At 31.0% G+C, this 19,384-nt stretch carries 20 protein-coding genes; 16 read left to right on the plus strand and 4 right to left on the minus strand.

The features are described 5' to 3' along the window. Nucleotides 1-16: 16 nt before the first annotated feature. The 8 genes from ccoN to FRY74_RS02185 all read left to right on the plus strand — a co-directional run bounded on the left by ccoN (nt 17) and on the right by FRY74_RS02185 (nt 7,059). Nucleotides 17-2,155, plus strand: a complete 2,139-nt coding sequence (gene ccoN / locus FRY74_RS02150) for a cytochrome-c oxidase, cbb3-type subunit I (protein WP_147098151.1) — start codon at nt 17-19, stop codon at nt 2,153-2,155. Nucleotides 2,156-2,161: 6 nt separating this feature from the next. Beyond that, nucleotides 2,162-2,335 carry a CcoQ/FixQ family Cbb3-type cytochrome c oxidase assembly chaperone gene (locus FRY74_RS02155; RefSeq protein WP_147098153.1) on the plus strand — a complete coding sequence of 58 codons (174 nt, stop codon included), beginning with the start codon at nt 2,162-2,164 and terminating at the stop codon, nt 2,333-2,335. 20 nt (nt 2,336-2,355) lie between these two features. Beyond that, the gene (locus FRY74_RS02160) at nt 2,356-2,940 is read left to right on the plus strand and encodes a cbb3-type cytochrome c oxidase N-terminal domain-containing protein (protein WP_147098155.1); all 585 of its coding nucleotides are present in this window, start codon (nt 2,356-2,358) and stop codon (nt 2,938-2,940) included. A 100-nt stretch (nt 2,941-3,040) separates the two neighbouring features. After that, complete coding sequence (ccoG, locus tag FRY74_RS02165; protein ID WP_147098157.1) at nt 3,041-4,462, plus strand: cytochrome c oxidase accessory protein CcoG; 1,422 nt, start codon at nt 3,041-3,043, stop codon at nt 4,460-4,462. A 10-nt stretch (nt 4,463-4,472) separates the two neighbouring features. Continuing rightward, entirely contained in the window at nt 4,473-4,910 is a 438-nt protein-coding gene (locus FRY74_RS02170; protein WP_147098159.1) for a FixH family protein, read from the plus strand. Between the two features lie 9 nt (nt 4,911-4,919). Then, entirely contained in the window at nt 4,920-5,624 is a 705-nt protein-coding gene (locus FRY74_RS02175; RefSeq protein ID WP_147098161.1) for a sulfite exporter TauE/SafE family protein, read from the plus strand. Continuing rightward, nucleotides 5,624-6,106, plus strand: a complete 483-nt coding sequence (locus tag FRY74_RS02180; RefSeq protein ID WP_147098163.1) for a GNAT family N-acetyltransferase — start codon at nt 5,624-5,626, stop codon at nt 6,104-6,106. Before FRY74_RS02175 ends, FRY74_RS02180 begins: the two co-directional genes overlap by 1 nt. 83 nt (nt 6,107-6,189) lie before the next feature. Further along, the gene (locus FRY74_RS02185; protein ID WP_147098165.1) at nt 6,190-7,059 is read left to right on the plus strand and encodes a cation diffusion facilitator family transporter; all 870 of its coding nucleotides are present in this window, start codon (nt 6,190-6,192) and stop codon (nt 7,057-7,059) included. A gap of 153 nt (nt 7,060-7,212) precedes the next feature. Here FRY74_RS02185 and nth read toward each other — a convergent pair whose 3' ends face one another. After that, nucleotides 7,213-7,848 carry an endonuclease III gene (nth, locus tag FRY74_RS02190; protein ID WP_147098167.1) on the minus strand — a complete coding sequence of 212 codons (636 nt, stop codon included), beginning with the start codon at nt 7,846-7,848 and terminating at the stop codon, nt 7,213-7,215. A gap of 66 nt (nt 7,849-7,914) precedes the next feature. Between nth and FRY74_RS02195 the strand changes: the two genes are divergently transcribed. Genes FRY74_RS02195 through FRY74_RS02205 form a run of 3 tightly spaced genes read left to right on the plus strand, consistent with a single transcriptional unit; the run spans nt 7,915 to nt 11,547 of the window. Beyond that, on the plus strand, nt 7,915-9,216 hold the full coding sequence (locus FRY74_RS02195) for a hypothetical protein (RefSeq protein WP_147098169.1): 1,302 nt from the start codon (nt 7,915-7,917) through the stop codon (nt 9,214-9,216). After that, a complete protein-coding gene (locus tag FRY74_RS02200; protein WP_147098171.1) occupies nt 9,216-10,868 on the plus strand; it encodes an amidohydrolase in 1,653 nt (550 codons plus the stop codon). The genes FRY74_RS02195 and FRY74_RS02200 overlap by 1 nt, the downstream gene beginning before the upstream one ends. 34 nt (nt 10,869-10,902) lie before the next feature. Continuing rightward, complete coding sequence (locus tag FRY74_RS02205) at nt 10,903-11,547, plus strand: CAP domain-containing protein (protein ID WP_147098173.1); 645 nt, start codon at nt 10,903-10,905, stop codon at nt 11,545-11,547. On the opposite strand, the gene FRY74_RS02210 is transcribed toward FRY74_RS02205, so the two are convergent. Then, entirely contained in the window at nt 11,544-12,497 is a 954-nt protein-coding gene (locus tag FRY74_RS02210) for a transcription antitermination protein NusB (RefSeq protein WP_147098175.1), read from the minus strand. The two genes, FRY74_RS02205 and FRY74_RS02210, sit on opposite strands and share 4 nt — an antisense overlap. A gap of 85 nt (nt 12,498-12,582) precedes the next feature. After that, complete coding sequence (locus FRY74_RS02215; protein ID WP_147098177.1) at nt 12,583-13,680, minus strand: Glu/Leu/Phe/Val family dehydrogenase; 1,098 nt, start codon at nt 13,678-13,680, stop codon at nt 12,583-12,585. Between the two features lie 234 nt (nt 13,681-13,914). Between FRY74_RS02215 and FRY74_RS02220 the strand changes: the two genes are divergently transcribed. Then, nucleotides 13,915-15,651, plus strand: coding sequence for an ABC transporter ATP-binding protein (locus tag FRY74_RS02220; RefSeq protein WP_317132185.1), 1,737 nt, complete (start codon nt 13,915-13,917; stop codon nt 15,649-15,651). A gap of 84 nt (nt 15,652-15,735) precedes the next feature. Then, the gene (gene rplS, locus FRY74_RS02225; RefSeq protein WP_147098182.1) at nt 15,736-16,095 is read left to right on the plus strand and encodes a 50S ribosomal protein L19; all 360 of its coding nucleotides are present in this window, start codon (nt 15,736-15,738) and stop codon (nt 16,093-16,095) included. 69 nt (nt 16,096-16,164) lie between these two features. Here the strand turns inward: rplS and FRY74_RS02230 are convergent, their stop codons facing one another. Then, nucleotides 16,165-16,680 carry a hypothetical protein gene (locus FRY74_RS02230; protein ID WP_147098184.1) on the minus strand — a complete coding sequence of 172 codons (516 nt, stop codon included), beginning with the start codon at nt 16,678-16,680 and terminating at the stop codon, nt 16,165-16,167. A gap of 150 nt (nt 16,681-16,830) precedes the next feature. Between FRY74_RS02230 and FRY74_RS02235 the strand changes: the two genes are divergently transcribed. The 3 genes from FRY74_RS02235 to FRY74_RS02245 are packed head-to-tail and all read left to right on the plus strand — an operon-like array spanning nt 16,831 to nt 19,370. Beyond that, nucleotides 16,831-17,112, plus strand: a complete 282-nt coding sequence (locus FRY74_RS02235; RefSeq protein WP_147098185.1) for a hypothetical protein — start codon at nt 16,831-16,833, stop codon at nt 17,110-17,112. Next, nucleotides 17,102-19,057 (plus strand): SpoIIE family protein phosphatase, encoded by a 1,956-nt coding sequence (locus FRY74_RS02240; RefSeq protein WP_147098186.1) that lies wholly within the window; start codon nt 17,102-17,104, stop codon nt 19,055-19,057. Before FRY74_RS02235 ends, FRY74_RS02240 begins: the two co-directional genes overlap by 11 nt. 10 nt (nt 19,058-19,067) lie before the next feature. Continuing rightward, the gene (locus FRY74_RS02245) at nt 19,068-19,370 is read left to right on the plus strand and encodes a hypothetical protein (RefSeq protein ID WP_147098189.1); all 303 of its coding nucleotides are present in this window, start codon (nt 19,068-19,070) and stop codon (nt 19,368-19,370) included. Nucleotides 19,371-19,384: the final 14 nt, after the last annotated feature.

A 19,384-nucleotide genomic window follows, 5' to 3' on the forward strand; every position in this document is an offset into this window, starting at 1 on the left:
AATTAAAAATAAAAAAATGTCAGGACAAATCGAAAAATTTTATTATGACAACAAAATCGTAAAGCTCTTTGCTTACGCTACCATTTTATGGGGAGTTGTAGGTATGCTTGTCGGTTTATTAGTTGCATTTCAAATTTACATTCCGGCTCTAAACTTCAATTTAGAGTTTACCACTTTTGGTAGAACAAGACCATTACACACCAATGCTGTAATTTTTGCATTTGTTGGTAATGGAATTTTTACTGGTGTTTATTATTCATTACAACGGTTATTAAAAACCAGAATGTGGAGTGATAAACTAAGTATGATTAACTTTTGGGGATGGCAATTAATAATTGTTTCTGCTGCTATTACCCTTTTAATGGGTTTTACAACAGGTAAAGAATATGCTGAACTTGAATGGCCTATTGATATTGCAATTGCAGGTATCTGGGTTGTTTTTGGTTGGAACATGTTTGCAACTATCTTAAAAAGAAGAGAGCGTCACTTATATGTTGCTATTTGGTTTTACATTGCAACATTTGTAACTGTTGCTGTTCTTCATATTGTTAACTCTTTTGAGTTGCCAGTAAGCTTTATGAAAAGTTATTCATGGTATGCGGGTGTGCAAGATGCATTAGTACAATGGTGGTATGGCCACAACGCTGTTGCATTCTTTTTAACTACTCCTTATTTAGGTTTAATGTACTACTTTGTACCTAAAGCAGTTAAACGTCCTGTATATTCATATAAATTATCTATCATCCACTTTTGGGCATTAATTTTCTTATACATTTGGGCTGGTCCTCACCACTTACTATATACTTCGTTACCAGAATGGGCTCAAACTTTAGGTGTAGTATTTTCAGTGATGTTAATTGCTCCATCATGGGGTGGTATGATTAATGGATTATTAACCATGCGTGGTGCTTGGGATAGAGTTAGAGATAGCGCTGTACTTAAGTTCTTTGTGGTAGCTATTACTGCTTATGGTATGTCAACTTTTGAAGGTCCAATGCTTTCACTTAAAAGTGTAAATGCAATTAGTCACTTTACAGATTGGACTATTGCTCACGTACATATTGGAGCATTAGGTTGGAATGGATTCTTAACTTTTGGTATGATTTACTGGTTAATCCCTAAAATGTTTAATACAAAATTACACTCTGAAAAATTAGCAAACGGTCACTTTTGGATAGGTACAATAGGTATTTTATTCTATGCTTTACCATTATATTGGGCAGGATTTACTCAATATTTAATGTGGCAAGAATTTACTCCAGACGGATTTTTAGCTTACCCTAACTTTCTAGAAACAGTAACTCAAATCATTCCAATGTACGCAATGAGAAGTGTTGGTGGTACATTATACTTTATTGGAGTGTTACTATTTGTAGTTAACATCTGGAAAACAGTTAAGGCGGGTACATTTACTGCAAATGAAGAAGCTGAAGCTCCTGCTTTAGAAAAAACTTATTCTGCAGGTATCGGAGAACACTGGCACAGACCAATTGAAAGAAAACCAATTAGATTATTAATTTTTGCTTTAATCGTTATCTTAATTGGTGGGGCAGTTGAAATGGTACCAACATTCTTAGTGAAATCTAATGTACCAACAATTGAAGCTGTAAAACCTTACACTCCTTTAGAATTACAAGGTAGAGACATTTACATCAAAGAAGGATGTTATAACTGTCACTCTCAAATGATTAGACCGTTTAGACATGAGGTAGAAAGATTTGGTGATTATTCAAAATCAGGTGAATTCGTTTATGATCACCCATTCCAATGGGGTTCTAAAAGAACTGGACCAGATTTAGCTCGTGAAGGTTCTAAAAAACTTCGTAAGTCTCACTCATGGCATTATAACCATATGTTTGACCCTACAACAATGTCTCCAGGTTCTATTATGCCAAGATACCCTTGGTTAATGTTTAAAGACATTGATGTGAGAAGCACTACTTCTAAAATGGCTGCAATGCAAACATTAGGTGTACCTTATACAGATGAAGAGATTAAATCTGGAAAAGATGACTTGATGGCTCAAGCTGAGCAAATAGCTGCAGAATTAAAAGAGCAAGGAGTAAAAGAAGCTGATGCAAACAAAGAAATTATTGCATTAATAGCTTACTTACAACGATTAGGTACTGACGTTGAAAAAACTACTGAAAAATAAATAGCGATGCTAAAATTTATAAAACACACAATGGAAACGATAGATGGAATTGAGATATTCCCTATCATTTCTTTTGTAATCTTTTTTAGCTTCTTTGTTGGACTACTTATTTGGGTATTCCGCACAGACAAAAGCTATATAAACTATGTTGAAAATCTTCCTTTACAAGAAGAAAAATAATATTATTAAAACTAAAAACAATGAGCGACGATAAAAAATTAGTTGACGAAGTATTAGGCGAAAACCTACTTGATCATGACTATGATGGAATAATGGAGTTAGATAATAACTTACCGCCATGGTGGTTATACATGTTTTATGGCACAATCATTTTTGCTGTAATTTATTCTATGTATTTCTTTGGTATGGGCGACTTTAAACAACAAGACGAATTAAATAATGAAATTGCTGTTGCTGAAGCTCAAATTGCAAAGTTCAAAGAAAAAAATGGTCCTAGTATAGATGAAAATTCAGCTGTATTATTAACCGATGCTGCTCAATTAAAAGATGGTGAAGAAATTTATTCTAAAAATTGTGTTGCATGCCATGCTGCTAATGGCGGTGGTGGTGTAGGTCCAAACTTTACAGATGATGCCTGGATACACGGAAATACAATAAACGACTTATTTAAAACTATTAAATATGGTGTTCCAGAAAAAGGAATGATACCATGGGAAAGCCAATTAAACCCAGAGCAAATACAAAATGTTGCAAGTTATATTCTTACTGAATTTAAAGGTAAAAATGTGGAAGGCGGTAAAGAGCCTCAGGGAGAAAAAATGTAATAATTTACCCCCCTCTTTTTTGAGGGGGTTTTATTCAAAAAGTAATATCTATATATTTAGATATGTAGATATATAATGATTAATATTAGAAAAAGGCCAAATGGAAAACAATAAAACAAAAGATGAAGATTCATTTAGAGACAGAATAACTACTGTTGACGATGAAGGTCAACGTAAGTGGCTATTTCCAAAAAAACCAAAAGGAAAATTCTTTAACTACAGAACTTACTTAAGCTATGTTCTATTATTGTTTTTGTTTGGTATTCCTTGGGTTAAAATTGATGGAGAACCACTATTAATGATAAATGTAATCACTAGAAAATTTGTTTTATTCGGACAAGTTTTTTGGCCTCAGGATTTTCATTTATTCGGTTTAATCATGATTACAATGGTTATATTCATTGTACTCTTTACCACCGTTTTTGGTCGTATTTTTTGTGGATGGTTTTGCCCCCAAACCATTTTTATGGAAATGGTTTACCGTAAAATAGAATATTGGATTGATGGCGATTATAAACAACAAATAAAACTAAAAAATCAGGCATGGAATTTTGATAAAATATGGCGAAGAGCATTAAAATACACGTTGTTTTATTTTATTGCTGTGGCTATTGCTCACACCTTTTTAGCATACATTATTGGAAGCGATGAATTAATTAATATACAAACATCACCAATAAAAGAACATATGGGTGGCTTTATTGCCATACTCGCATTTAGCTGGGTATTCTTTTTTGTATTTGCATGGTTTAGAGAACAAGTCTGTTTAATTGTATGCCCTTATGGAAGATTACAAGGTGTTATGCTTGACCGTAACTCTTTGGTTGTTGCATATGATTATATAAGAGGTGAAGGGAAAAAAGGACGAGCTAAGTTTAAAAAAAATGAAGCAAGAGCCGAAGTTGGCAAAGGAGATTGTATTGACTGTAACCAATGTGTAGATGTTTGTCCTACAGGTATTGATATTCGAAACGGTACGCAACTAGAGTGCATTAACTGTACTGCCTGTATGGACGCTTGTGATTTTATGATGGAAAAAACCAATCAAGAACAAGGTTTAATTCGAATAGACTCTGAAAATGCTATTGCAAATGGAACAAAAAATAGATTTACAACTCGATCTAAAGCTTATAGTATAATTTTAGTATTACTAGTAGCTGTAATTATCTTTTTATTTACATTAAGGGGTTCTTTAGAAGCATCTATTTTAAGAACTCCTGGGATGATGTTTCAAGAACAAGAAGGTGGATATATTACAAACCTCTATAATGTAAAAGTGGTCAACAAATCAAATAAAGAACTTGATTTGACTTTTAAATTATTAAACGTAAAAGGTAGTATAGAAATGGTGGGAACGGATACTTTAACGATTAATAAAGGAGAAAGTAATCAACAAGCATTTTTTGTTAAAATTCATAAAGACGATTTAATAGCTAAGAAAACAGCTCTTGTAATTGGAGTATTTGAAGGTGATAAATTATTAGAAGAAGATAAGACAAACTTTTTAGGTCCAAATAAGTAATTTTGAAACTATGAAATTTAATTGGGGAACAGGTGCATTTATACTTTTTGGAGGTTTTGTAGTCTTTATGTTAGGATTGGTATTTTATGCCTCTAAGCAAAGTCATGAGCTAGTTACCGAAAACTATTACGAGAAAGAATTAGAGTTTAAAGATGTTTTAATAAAACAAGAACTTACCGAAAAATTAACGGAGCAACTTCAAATTGAAGTTAAGGATAAAGAACTTATCCTTAACTTCCCTAAAGAAGTTGGGAACAATGTTTCGGGTAAGCTTTTCTTATTTAAACCATCAAACATAAATGATGATAAAGAGATTAGTTTTACAACTGACAACAACCTAAAAACGATTGATTTATCTGAATTTTCTACAGGCATGTACAAGCTTAAAGTAAACTGGAATGCTGGAGAGAACGAATATTACAATGAAGAGGAAATTGTAATTCCTTAATTTCGTTTTATGGAGTTATACATTACAGCATTTACAATTGGCTTAGTTGGTAGCTTCCATTGTATTGGCATGTGTGGCCCAATTGCTTTTGCTTTACCTGTAAAAAAAAACACTCCTTTTTACCGAGTTTTTAGCGGTGTAATATACAATAGTGGGCGTATTTTAACCTATATTTTGTTTGGCGTTTTATTTGGCACTTTAGGACAAGGAATAAGCACGGCTTCAACTCAACAAGGCATTTCTATAGCTTTAGGAATAGTATTTATCTTATCTGTTATCTTGCCAAAATCGATAATTAATAAAATAAACCCAACCAGTACAATTGGGTTTTACATTTCTAAAGTAAAAGTAGGCCTTAGCAAATTACTAAGCTCTTCTTCTACTCCAAATTTGTTGTTAATTGGTTTACTAAATGGCTTACTACCTTGTGGATTGGTTTATGCTGCCATTGGCGGATCTATAGCAACAGGTAAAACCATTGACGGTGCTTTATACATGTTTGCATTTGGTTTGGGCACTTTGCCCATGATGTTCACAGCAGTTTTACTCTCTAACTTTATTACAATTGGGTTTAGAAATAAAATAAAAAAGCTAATACCTGTATTTGTAATTATTTTGGGTTGCCTTTTTATTCTTAGAGGATTAAATTTAAACATACCCTACCTCAGCCCAAAAATAAATGTTGTACAACCCTTTTTACAAGATTGCGACTGATGAATTTAACAATTAGACCCATACAACCCAAAGACAATGCACCAATTGCAAAAGTAATTAGAGGAGCATTAGAAGATTTTAATGCCAACAAACCAGGTACCGTTTATTTCGACCCGACTACCGACGATTTGTTCACCCTTTTTCAAACACCAAACTCAGCTTATTATATCGCTTTGCTAAACGATGAAATAGTTGGAGGATGTGGCATTTACCCAACCGAAAACTTACCCAATGGTTATGCCGAATTGGTAAAAATATATTTACATAAAACTGCCCGAGGTAAAGGAATTGGAAAAGCCTTAATGCTAAAATGTTTTGAAAAAGCAAAAGAGTTGAACTACCAATACTTGTATTTAGAATCGATGCCTGAACTAGATATTGCCGTGGGCATGTACCAAAAATTAGGTTTTAAAAACCTAGATAAACCACTAGGTAACTCTGGGCATTTTGGCTGTAACATTTGGATGATTAAAGAGTTATAATGATTATATTTGATATGAACTTATATGCCAATAAAGAGCACTATGAACTTTATTTACATGCTATGTTCAATCTTAAAAACTGAATGGATAACGAACAAACTGCAATACGAACGACATATTTCAGCATAATTGGAAATACCATTTTAGCTTTGATTAAAGGACTTGCAGGATTCTTTGGTAATTCATATGCACTTATTGCAGATGCAATAGAATCAATAACCGATATATTCTCTTCCCTACTTGTCCTATTTGGTTTGAAATACGCCAAACGACCAGCAGATGAAAATCATCCATACGGACACGGAAAAATTGAACCACTAATAACTTTTTTAGTAGTCGCTTTTCTTGTTACATCAGCAACCATAATAGCCTACGAGAGCATTCAAAATATTCGAACACCTCATGAAACCCCTAAATCTTGGACTTTAATTGTACTTGGATGCATCATTTTATGGAAAGAAATCTCATATCGAATCGTGCTTAAAAAAAGTAAAGAGACAAATAGTACTTCGCTTAGAGCAGATGCCTGGCACCATAGAAGTGATGCAATAACATCTATTATGGCATTTCTCGGAATTTCTATCGCTTTAATTTTAGGTGAAGGTTATGAAACTGCTGATGATTGGGCTGCTTTGTTTGCCACTGCTTTTATTCTTTACAACAGTTATTTGATTTTCAGACCAGCTTTAGGTGAGATAATGGATGAGCATTTATATGACGACCTTTTGGATGAAATTAGAGAAGAATCGATCAAAGTCAAAGGTATTATTGAAACAGAAAAATGTTTTATCCGAAAAGCAGGAATGAAATACCATGTTGATTTACATGCAATAGTTGATGCACAAATTTCTGTAAAAGAAGGACACGATATTTCACATCAATTGAAAGACCATTTGAGAAATGAAATACCGAATTTAGGACACGTTCTAATACACATTGAACCAAATGAATAAAAAAAAACAACACATAACATAGTATTTAACAAATAGTGTATTCGCTGGTTTCCGAAAAATTATTTACTATTAAAAAACTGACAAATCAATGATCTGGCTTTGAACAAACTCGAATTTAATTCCTCTACTGCCCTAATTTAGATATACTAACTTTCAAACCTTCCCAAACGACTTGCAAAAGTGGGTAATGTCGCATTCCCCACATTTTGGTTTACGAGCAACACAAATGTAACGTCCGTGTAAAATCAACCAATGGTGTGCTACAGGTATTACTTCTTCGGGTAAGTTTTTTATCAATTCCTTTTCCGATTCTAAAGGTGTTTTAGCATTATTGGTTAATCCTAATCTATTCGCTACTCTAAATACATGTGTATCTACAGCCATTGCTGGTTTATTGTAAACCACACTTGCAATTACATTAGCTGTTTTACGTCCTACTCCAGGCATTTTTTGTAAATCATCAATATCTGATGGCACTACATTATTAAACTCATTTACCAATATTTTAGCCATACCCACCAAATGCTTTGCTTTATTGTTAGGGTAACTAATACTGCGTATGTATTCAAAAACTTCTTCTACATCAGCTTCTGAAAGCGATTGTGCTTCAGGAAATCTTCTAAACAAATCTTTAGTTACAATATTTACACGTTTATCAGTACACTGTGCCGATAATATTACAGCCACCAACAATTCGTAAGGGTTGGTGTATTCCAGTTCAGTCTCAGCAGTTGGACTTTTTTTACTAAAATGATCTATAAATAATTGGTAACGTTCTTTCTTTGTCATAAACCAAAATTACATTTTTTGATTCGTTAAATAATTAGCTACTTTTAAAGTCAAATATTTACCCTGTTGGAAATAACAATAACCATATTTTACTTTATACTTTTTTGTTTCATTATCAACAAGTTATCCTTTTTTGATGATGAAGTGATTACCAAAAAATGGTTTATTGGAATTTTCACCATTAAGGTTTTGGTAAGCATATTGCTTACGTTAATTTACACCTACTACTACACCGACCGTTCTACTGCAGATATTTTCAAGTATTTTGACGATAGTAAAATTATGTTTGAAGCCATAAAAACTAATCCAATAGATTTTGTTAAAATGCTTTTTGGTATAGCAAACGATACACCTTATTTTAACGAAACATACTACGATAACATGCGATTTTGGTATAGCCAAGGTTCAACCAATTTATTTACCGATAGCCATACTATTATTCGATTTAATGCCTTTATACATTTCTTTTCTTTCGGTTATTTTAATGTACACAATGTGTTTATCAACTTTATTTCTTTACTTGGTTTAACAGCTATTTTTAAAGTGGCTAAACCATATTTCGAGAATAACAAAAAGTTACTTTTTTTTGCTGTCTTTTTAGCTCCTTCAGTTTTGTTTTGGGGTTCGGGTTTATTAAAAGAAAGTATCATCTTTTTGGGAGTTGGTATGTTACTATTGCACTTAAAACAACTATCTGTAAAATTTAATTGGCAAAGTAGTTTAATAATTGGTTTGTCAATAGTGTTAATTACCTATACTAAACTTTATGTGTTAGCCGCTTTAACTCCTGCCTTTTTTGGCTATTTTTTCTATAAAAGTGTTTTAAAACAAAAGCCTATTTTATGTTATTTAATGAGTGCCATCCTTGTTCTTATGGCTTCTTTTTTATTATTAGTTGCGCCAATATCAGTTAACCCTATTGAGCTAATTATTGCTAAACAACACGATTTTATTACTTTAATGGCTCAAGTAGAAAATTCAAGTTCTTTTGCATATACTATTCTACAATCTCCTATTGATGTAATTTTAGCCATTCCAAATGCTTTAGTTAATACTCTATTTCGTCCTTTTATTTGGGAATGTACTTCTCCTTTTATGCTAATGAGTGCTTTTGAAAATATAGATATCATTACCTTTTTTGTTTTAGCTATAATTTTTAGAAAAAAGAACATCAATTATAATTTATTATTCTTCTGTTTATCTTTTGTTCTGTTTCTTTATATCCTTACCGGATTAACAGTGCCTAACTTTGGAGCCATTGCTCGTTATAAAGTGCCTGGCCTCCCCTTTTTACTGATTGCTATTTTATCTATTATTGATATCGAAAAATTAAAGACTAAATTCAAATTTATTTCTCCCTTTGTATGATGAAATCATTCGTTAACAAATCATTTATTTTAATTGCTATAGTTCTTTTATTTGGATGCAATCCAACTGAAAAAATTGACTTGATAGTACACAATGCGAAAGTATATACTGTTAACGACAACTTTGATGTAACGGATGCTTTTGCAATAAATAACGGTAAAATAATAGCTGTTGGTCCAGAAAATGAAATTAAAAACAAATACTTAGCTAAAGAATATTTAGATGCTAAAAAACGCCCAGTTTATCCAGGTTTTATTGATGCTCATTGTCATTTTGTTGGTTACGCAAAAAGTTTACAGCAAGTAAATTTAGTTGGAACAACTTCTTTTAATGAGGTATTAGAAAAAGTAGTTGAATTCAGCAATTCAAATTCTACAAAATGGATTACTGGTAGAGGTTGGGATCAAAACGATTGGGAAATAAAAGAATATCCTACAAAACAACAATTAGATAGCCTTTTTCCTGACCAACCTATATTTTTAAGACGCATAGACGGTCATGCTGCATTGGTAAATCAAAAAGCATTAGATATTGCTAATATTAACACCTCAACACAAATTGATGGAGGAGTTATTGAAAAAACAAATGGAAAACTTACTGGTATTTTAATTGACAATGCTGTTGGTTTAATTAAGGATATTATACCTGATTTTAATAATCAAGAATTGAGTAAAGCTTTAATTAAAGCCGAACAAGATTTATTTAAAGTTGGGCTTACAACTGTTGATGATGCTGGTCTAAATAGAACACAAATAGAAACAATTGAAAGCCTACAAAACGATAGCTTACTAAAAATAAAGGTTTATGCAATGGTAAGTGCCAAAGCCGAATTGTTTGATTATTACCTAAAAAAAGGACCTTATAAAACTGAACGTTTAAATGTAAGTTCATTTAAGTTTTATGCCGATGGTGCTCTTGGTTCTAGAGGAGCTTGTTTACTAGAACCATACAGTGATATTATTGAACAACAACATTATGGGTTATTAATTGAGCAACAATCTTTTTATGAAAACTATGCACAACAATTGTACGATAAAGGTTTTCAAATGAACACACATTGTATTGGCGATTCTGCCAATAGAATGATAATGAACATATACAAAAATGTATTAAAAACAACTAATGATAAACGTTGGCGAATTGAACACGCTCAAGTTATTAATCCAGCAGATTTTAAAACATTTGCAGAATATACAATTATCCCTTCCGTTCAACCAACTCATGCTACTTCTGATATGTATTGGGCAAAAGATAGATTGGGAGAAATAAGATTGAAAACAGCTTATGCTTACAAACAACTTTTGCAACAAAATGGTTTAATTGCGTTAGGTACCGATTTTCCTATTGAAGGGATAAACCCAATAAATACTTTTTATGCTGGAGTTGTAAGAAAAGATGCTAAAGAGTTTCCAAAAGACGGATTCCAAACAGAAAATGCATTAACTAGAGAAGAAGCTTTAAAAGGTATGACCATTTGGGCAGCCATCGCCAACTTTGAAGAAAATGAAAAAGGAAGCATTGAAGTAGGAAAAAGTGCAGACTTTGTTTTGCTTGATAACGATATAATAACGACTAAAGAAAATACCATTTTAAATACTAAAGTATTAACTACTTACATAAGCGGAGAAAAAGTTTTTTCTACAATAAAATAAAACTCTACTTTTGCTAACTTAACTAAGCAATTGAATGGTAAGTTACTTAAAATCAATATTTTTAATTCTGTTTTTCGCTTGTTTTGGGCAACAATATTTTGCTCAAAAAATAACGCCTTTTAGTAGTTGGGATGCTCATGATTTAAGAAAGGCAAACAGTGCTAAAGATAGTAAGGACCTTTCTTTTCAAGAAAAAAAAGTAATTTTTTACATCAATCTTGCTCGTATGGATGGCGAATTATTTTCGAAAACCTACTTAAAAGATTATATGGATGATGTTCGTATTCCAAAAAACAAATATTATCGTTCGTTAATTACCATGTTAAAAGAACAAGAAACAATGGAGCCACTAGAACCCAAAGATGATTTAATAGCAGAAGCAATTAAGCATTCAAAAGAAATGGGAAGAACAGGTAAAAAAGGACATCGCTCCTCAGATTCAAAAAGTTTTGCTGAACGAATGGAAAAATTTAAATCAGATTACAACAAGATTAAAGAAAGTAACCAATATGGTTTTCCTGATGCCTTGTCTATTGTTGTAGATTTATTGATAGATGACGACCAAGAAAGTTTACGACACCGTAAAATGCTTTTAGACGCTGAGTTAAAATACATTGGTGTAGGTATTCGAAATCACAAAAAATTTAGAATAAATACCTCTGTATTATTGGCTAATTAAGCATCTAATAACCCTCTACCTATCTTTTTCATCTTACCGTTTTCTTTAAGATCGGCAACCAACTTATCTAATACACCATTAATAAACACTTTACTTTTTGGAGTACTAAACCATTTCGATAGTTCGATGTATTCGTTTAGGGTAACTTTAACCGGAACTGAATTAAAGTGAATCAATTCTGTTAATGCCATTTTCATTAACAAAATGTCAATCATGGCAATACGTTCAACATCCCAATTTTGAGTTTTATCTGCTATAATTTTTGAATTCGCTTTATCGTCTTCTATGGTTTTTCTAAAAAGCTTCTTTACCATTTTCACATCTTCATCTTTGTCTGTATACAAGTCCAAAAGAGGTGTAAATTCATCAGAATTTTCTTTAAATCGTTTTACCGATTTCAATACCATACTTAACACAAAATCAATTTCATCAAAACCCCAAAAAATACTTTTATCTTGTATTTCAGATAACATTAATTCAAAATCAGGAATAATTTTTTTGTAAAGCGTTACAACAAACTTTTGATCTTGCTCAAAAGAGAATTCTCTTGTGCTCATGTATTCAATATAAGCTTCGTGCTTACGTAAAAAATTCATGAACTTGGTTATCAAATCTTGATCTGGCGACCAAGATAATTTTCGTTCGTTTAATTTTTGACTAAGGTGTTTGTTTGTTGTAATTAATCGAAAAACCCTGTTTCCAACTAATTTTTGATTAGGGTCTAAATCTTCTTCAGAAGGCAAACGTTTTGTTTTAGCCTCCTCCATTCTCAATTCAGCACGATGAACTATTTCGGCAGGTAAAGCCAAGAAGAACAAGTATAAATCATACATGTGCTCTAAACTCAAAAATAATTCGCTCTCAGCTTTATTTACATTTTTATCACTTGATTGAAAATAGGCATACAATGCCTGAAATGTTTTTACTCTTAAATAACGTCTGCTAATCATTTCGTTTTATTACTATGTATTTTTAAAGAACGTGTTTTTTTACCGCTGTAAATATAATCTTTTAAATTGCTTACTAGTTATATAACTAGTAAGACAATTTTACTTTTCCTAATGCTTCAATTCTTTCTTCTGCCATTTTATTTGCAATAGCATAAGTAGGAATATTTTCTTGTATTGAACGTGTTAAAATTGATGTTGTAGTATTGTAAATTTCTTCTGCTTTAGCCATCGCCCATTCAGGAGTTAAATTAGCAACTTCTGCATAACAATTAATTACTCCACCAGCGTTAAGCATAAAGTCAGGAGTATAAATCATTCCTTTTTCCATTACAATTTTACCGTGAACATCTTCTTGTTGCAATTGGTTGTTTGCTGCTCCAGCAATAATTGAACATTTTAAACGACTAAGTGTATCGTCATTAACTGTAGCACCCAATGCACATGGAGCATAAATGTCCATATCTAAATCATATATTGCATCTAAACCAACAACCTCAGCTTTATATGTATTTGATATTCTCTTTAATGTGTCTTCATGAATATCTGTAATAAATACTTTAGCTCCTTCATCAGTTAAATGTTTAACTAAATATTCACCAACATGACCAACTCCTTGAACAGCTACTCTTTTTCCTGCTAACGAATCAGAACCAAATTGTTGTTTTGCAGCAGCTTTCATCCCTACATAAACACCATAAGCAGTAACAGGAGAAGGGTCTCCACTTTTCCCTGGTAACCCAGCAACATGATTTGTTTCCATGTTTACCCATGTCATATCTTGAGGAGAAATTCCGACATCTTCAGCAGTTATGTATTTACCACTTAATGAGTTTACAAATTTTCCAAATCTTCTAAATAAAGCTTCATTTTTATCTGTTCTAGAATTACCAATAATAACTGCTTTTCCACCACCTAAATTTAAGCCCGAAATTGCATTTTTATAAGTCATCCCTCTCGACAATCTTAACACATCTGTTAATGCATCAGCACCAGTTGCATATTGCCACATTCTTGTTCCACCTAAAGCTGGTCCACAAACAGTGTTATGGACTGCAATAATTGCTTTTAAGCCAGTAGCGTTATCTTGACAAAAAACAACTTGTTCATGATCGTACTTTGACATATCATCTAGCACAGTATTAACTGGTGCAACTGATTTTTGTTGATCTAAAATATCTGCCATTATATCTAGTTTTTTTATATAGTAAGTTTTAAACCGTTAAAGATAATTACTTTTGTGAGCGTATTTATACTTTAACAATCCTTTAGTTTAGGCTGCAAAGTTAATGTTTATTAGTTAATAGATTTAGATATTCGACCAAAAAGTAAATTGCACAATCCATTAGGGTAAATGAAGGCATTAAAACATTTAAACAAGTATCTTTTCAAGTATAAGTTTCGTCTTTTACTTGGGGTTTTGTTTGTCATAATTTCTAACATTTTCGCCTTATATCCTGCTCAAATTATTCGTGAAACTTTTAACCTTGTTGAATCAAAACTATCAGGAACAAAAATAGATAGCACAAGTTATTTAGGTGATCTTTTTCAAAATTTAAGCTTCGGAAAAGCAGTTCTTGCTTTTGGAACTATTGTTTTTGGATTAGCAATTGCAAAAGGTATTTTCACCTTTTTTATGCGTCAAACCATAATCATCATGTCTCGATTAATTGAGTTTGACTTAAAAAATGAAATTTTCAATCATTTTCAGCATTTAGATACTTCATTCTACAAAGAAAATAACACGGGCGACATCATGAACAGAATTAGTGATGATGTAACTAAAGTAAGAATGTATGTTGGTCCAGGAATTATGTATACTGTTAACTTAGTTTGCTTGTTTGCAATGGTTATTCCTGTTATGTTTTCAATTAATGTTAAGCTAACGCTGTATTCCCTTACTCCTCTCCCAATCCTATCTATTATAATTTATTATGTAAGCAATCGAATAAATAAACAAAGTGAAAGAGTGCAGTCTAAGTTATCTGACATTACAACTTTATCGCAAGAAACCTATTCTGGAATTCGCATGCTAAAATCTTATGTTAAAGAAAATTATTTCATTTCTAAGTTGTTTAAAGAAAATGAACAATACCGCTCAAATTCAATGAATTTAGTTAGAACTAACGCAGTATTTTTCCCCGTAATGATGTTATTAATTGGATTAAGTACAATTTTTACTATTTATGTTGGAGGAATGGAATACATAGCTGGAAATATAACTATTGGTAATATTTTAGAATTTGTATTTTACATTAATATGCTTACCTGGCCTGTAACCGCTATTGGTTGGGTAACATCAATTGTTCAACGAGCAGCAGCATCACAAACAAGGATTAATGAATTTTTATCTACCCCGACTAAAATTAAAAACCCTACTACCGAAACATTTGACTTAAAAGGAAATATAAAATTTAAGGATGTAAGTTTTACCTATCCTGAATCTGGAATAACAGCCATAAAAAATGTTTCTTTCGAAATTAAATCAGGAGAAACATTTGCTATTGTTGGTAAAACTGGTTCAGGAAAATCGTCAATAATTAATTTAATTTTAAGAAATTATGACGTGAACAATGGTGAAGTTTTGATAGATGACAACAATATTGATGCTATAAATCTTAACCAACTTAGGGAAAATATTGGTTTTGTTCCCCAAGAAGTCTTTTTGTTTTCTGATACTATAGAAAATAATATCGCATTTGGCTATAAAAATGGATTGCCAGATGAAAATATTATTCATGATGCAGCTAAAAATGCTGCTATTTTCAACAGTATAATAGAGTTCCCGAATAAGTTTAAAACTAAACTTGGTGAAAGAGGAATTACCCTTTCGGGTGGTCAAAAACAACGGGTATCTATTGCAAGGGCAATAATTAAAGCCCCCAAAATTTTAATTTTTGATGATTGCTTATCTGCAGTTGATACTGAAACTGAAGACATAATTCTAAACAATTTAGAAAGAGTAATGAAAAACAAAACGTCATTAATTGTAAGCCATCGAGTTTCTTCAGTAAAAAATGCAGATAAAATACTTGTAATTGATAACGGCGAAATTATAGAAGAAGGTACACATCAATCATTAATTGAGCTAGAAAAAGTGTATTACAAAATGTACCAACAGCAGTTATTAGAATTAAAAGAAGAAAAAGTAAAATAAATATTCTTCAATTTATTTGCTAACTAATATTTAATGTATAAATTTGCAGCCCTTTTCGAGGGAAAAAAATTAATAATAAGAAGCATGGACGCGATTAAATTAGTAGAAAACGACTTATCTCCAGTAAACGAATTTCCAACGTTTGGAGCCGGTGATACAATTATAGTATCTTATAAAATTAAAGAAGGAAACAAAGAAAGAATTCAGCAATTTCAAGGTGTAGTTATTCAAAGAAGAAATTCTGGAGCTAACGAAACTTTCACAATTAGAAAAATGTCTGGTAATATTGGTGTAGAAAGAATTATTCCTCTTGCTTCTCCTTTTATTGATAAAATTGAAGTTGTGAAACACGGTAGTGTTAGAAGAGCTAGAATATATTACCTTAGAGAAAGAACTGGTAAATCTGCTAGAATCAAGGAAAGAAAAAGAATTGCTAAGAAGTAATTTTTTAAAATCATACATAAAAAAAGCCTCTGAAAATTCGGAGGCTTTTTTATTTTATAACGAATTGCTTTATTTCTTTAAAGCATCTTTTTCTTCTTTCATTCTTCTTAAATCAGCCCTTACACTTTTACTGTATAATTTATCATGTACATATTCATCTGCATCAGCATCGTAATTTATTACTGCAGTAGGAAAATCTAAATTAGAAACATCAACACCTTCAAAATCTTTTAATTTCATTAAATCTACAGCAAATTCGAAATAATATTTATCAGCCAAATCACCTTCATTTTTTGTTGATATATAAACACGTTCTTTCACACAATCTGGCTTACTAATTTCAATCATATACTCACTATTACTAAACAACATAAACCTAAATCTTCCATTCTTTTTAGTACTCAACTTATCAACTATTAAATTGTCTTGATATAATTGAACCATTGCCCCTTCAACTTTTTTATCATCTTCCAAAACATAACCACTTGCATCTAAAACACTTGGATTTACAGAAATCATTTTTGAAAATGCTGAAAATAAAATGATTGGAATAAAAAATAGACTTGTCCTTATTATTTGTTTCATTTAAATATATTTTGAACTAAAAATACAAATAATTCAATATATCACTAATATATTTCCCAAAAAACCACGACCATAAAAAGGATTTTAGCCTTCAATAAATTATCTTTAACAAAATTTTATACTTTATTAAAGCAGTAGAAAATTTAAACTATGAAAAAACTTACACTTGTCTCTATTGTAATTTTATGCTTTTCATCCTGTGCACAAATTTTTAATGGAACAGTTTTACCTAACCAATGTAAAAAGTGTGAATTAATTAATATGCAAACCAATGAAGTTTTGTTTGAAAATGAAGGTTGTGGAAGTGAAAATACAAACTTAGAAGAACAAGCTCAAATTAAAGCTTATGAAATGAGCAGACATAATAATAACTTATGTGATTTAGAAGTTAGGTGCGAATCATGGAGAAAAGATCCTGAAGATGAAAAATAAAAACATTGATAACATATCTTACTTTATTTTAAAAGCAACTTTTCTGTTTTTGAGCTTTTTTGTACTTACAGTCAATTTATTAGCTACTCAAAATTTCGAAGAACAAATAAAACTAGCAAATGATATCTACTTATCTAACCCAGATTCTTCATTTCAACTTTGTAAGTCAATTGAAGAAGCATTAAAAAAAGCTCCTAATAACGAATTACTTTTAGCAAAAACAAGCCTTTGTAAAACTCGATATTTAACACTTAAAGCAAAATTTGAAGAAGCTAGTCAAATTCTAAATAATATTATACCAGTTTTTGAAGCTCAAAATGAACTCACGCTCATTGCAAAATGCTATTCTATGAAAAGTATTATTGCCAATAAAATAAAAGAGGCAACAAATGCAATAGAATATAATCAAAAAGCATTCGATTTCTATAAAAAAGCCGATAATCTTGCAGGACAAATTGCTACACTCACTAATCGTTCTTTTATTTTTATAAATTTCGAACTATATGATTCTGCTTATGTGACATTAGACAAACTATTTTTTTATGAAACAAAAATGTCGAATAAAGACCGATATTTCTTCTTTCAGAACTTTGGAAATTATTACACAAAAATTGGCGACAATAACAATGCAATAAACAATTTTGAAAAAGCAATTTTATTTGCTGAAAAAGAAAACCTTACAGATAGTAAAGTAACTGCTTTAACTTTAATATCAGCTCCTTATCGAAGATTAAAAGAATATGACAAAGCTCTTCAATACATTACAAAAAGTATAGACTTAGCAAAAGAATACAACTTAATTTATGAATTAAATGAAGCTTTTGATGAATTGATATTAATATATGAATCAAAAAATGACTTTAAAAATGCTTACTTAACTAAACTAGTTAATGACTCTATTAATAATGAAATTTATAATGTAGAAAAAATTAATAGAATTAATCAATTTGAAAATCAACTAAAGTTAGCTGAAAAAGAAAAAGTAATTACTCAACAACAATTAATTTTAAAAGAAGAACAATTACATCATAGTGAAGCAAAATCAAAAATTGCGACTCTGCTATTTGTTGTTATTATCTGTATACTCTTAATTGTTTTTGTCAGTTTTATATTTTACCGAGCTAAAAAATTAAATCATAAAATAAATGCTCAAAAAGAAGAAATTGAACTTCAAAAAATAATTGTTGAAGTAAAAAATAAAGAAATAACAAGTAGTATTTCATATGCAAAAAGAATACAAAACGCTATTTTACCACCCTTGAGTTTAATTAATAATTTTTTACCCGAGAGTTTTATTTTTTACCTACCTAAAGACATTGTTGCTGGCGATTTTTATTGGATGCAACAAGTTGATGACACAATTCTTTTTGGCGTTGCCGATTGTACTGGACATGGCGTTCCTGGTGCAATGGTAAGTGTTGTTTGTGATAATGCATTAAATAGAGCTACACGAGAACTAAATATAAAACAACCAGCAAAAATACTAGATGCTGTATCGGAAATTGTGATAGAAACTTTTGCAAAAAGCGAGGCTGATGTTAAAGATGGAATGGACATCGCTCTATGCTCATGGAATAAAAAAACAAATGCTATAGAATATGCAGGCGCTAATAATTCATTATACCTAATAAGGAATGGAGAATTAATTGAGACTAAAGCTGACAAACAACCAATAGGAAAATCATTAATTAAGCACCCTTTTACTAACCATATAATAGAAATTCAAAAAAATGACTTTATTTATTTATTCTCTGATGGATATGCCGATCAATTTGGAGGTCCAAAAGGGAAAAAATTTATGTACAAAGCATTTAAACAAATGTTAATTAGATACAGTTCATTACCAGTTAAAGAACAAGAGGAAGCTATAAAATCAACTTTCTTTAAATGGAAAGAAACTCACGAACAAGTAGATGACATCTGTATTTTGGGAGTTAAATTATAATTATTCATAAATGGAAATTAACGAACAAGAACTCACTTTTAATATTCCTCATGATATGCATGAAGAAGACTGGAGAGATTTAATTGAAACATTTAAAATTTTACCAAACTGGAAAGGAATAGAACCTGATGGAAGTAATTATTGGTTTGGTAAAGAAGATGATAATATTTATATCAAAGCTCACATTACCTATTCGGGCTTAGTAATTGAAGGAAATATGCCTGATCCGATATGGGCTAGATGGATTTTAGAGTTTATTGAAAAAGCTACAGAATCACTTGGTTTTGAGGTAGAAAGTATTTATCATAAATAATTTATTACCTTAGT

The organism is Vicingus serpentipes, assembly GCF_007993035.1.
Lineage (GTDB): Bacteria > Bacteroidota > Bacteroidia > Flavobacteriales_E > Vicingaceae > Vicingus > Vicingus serpentipes.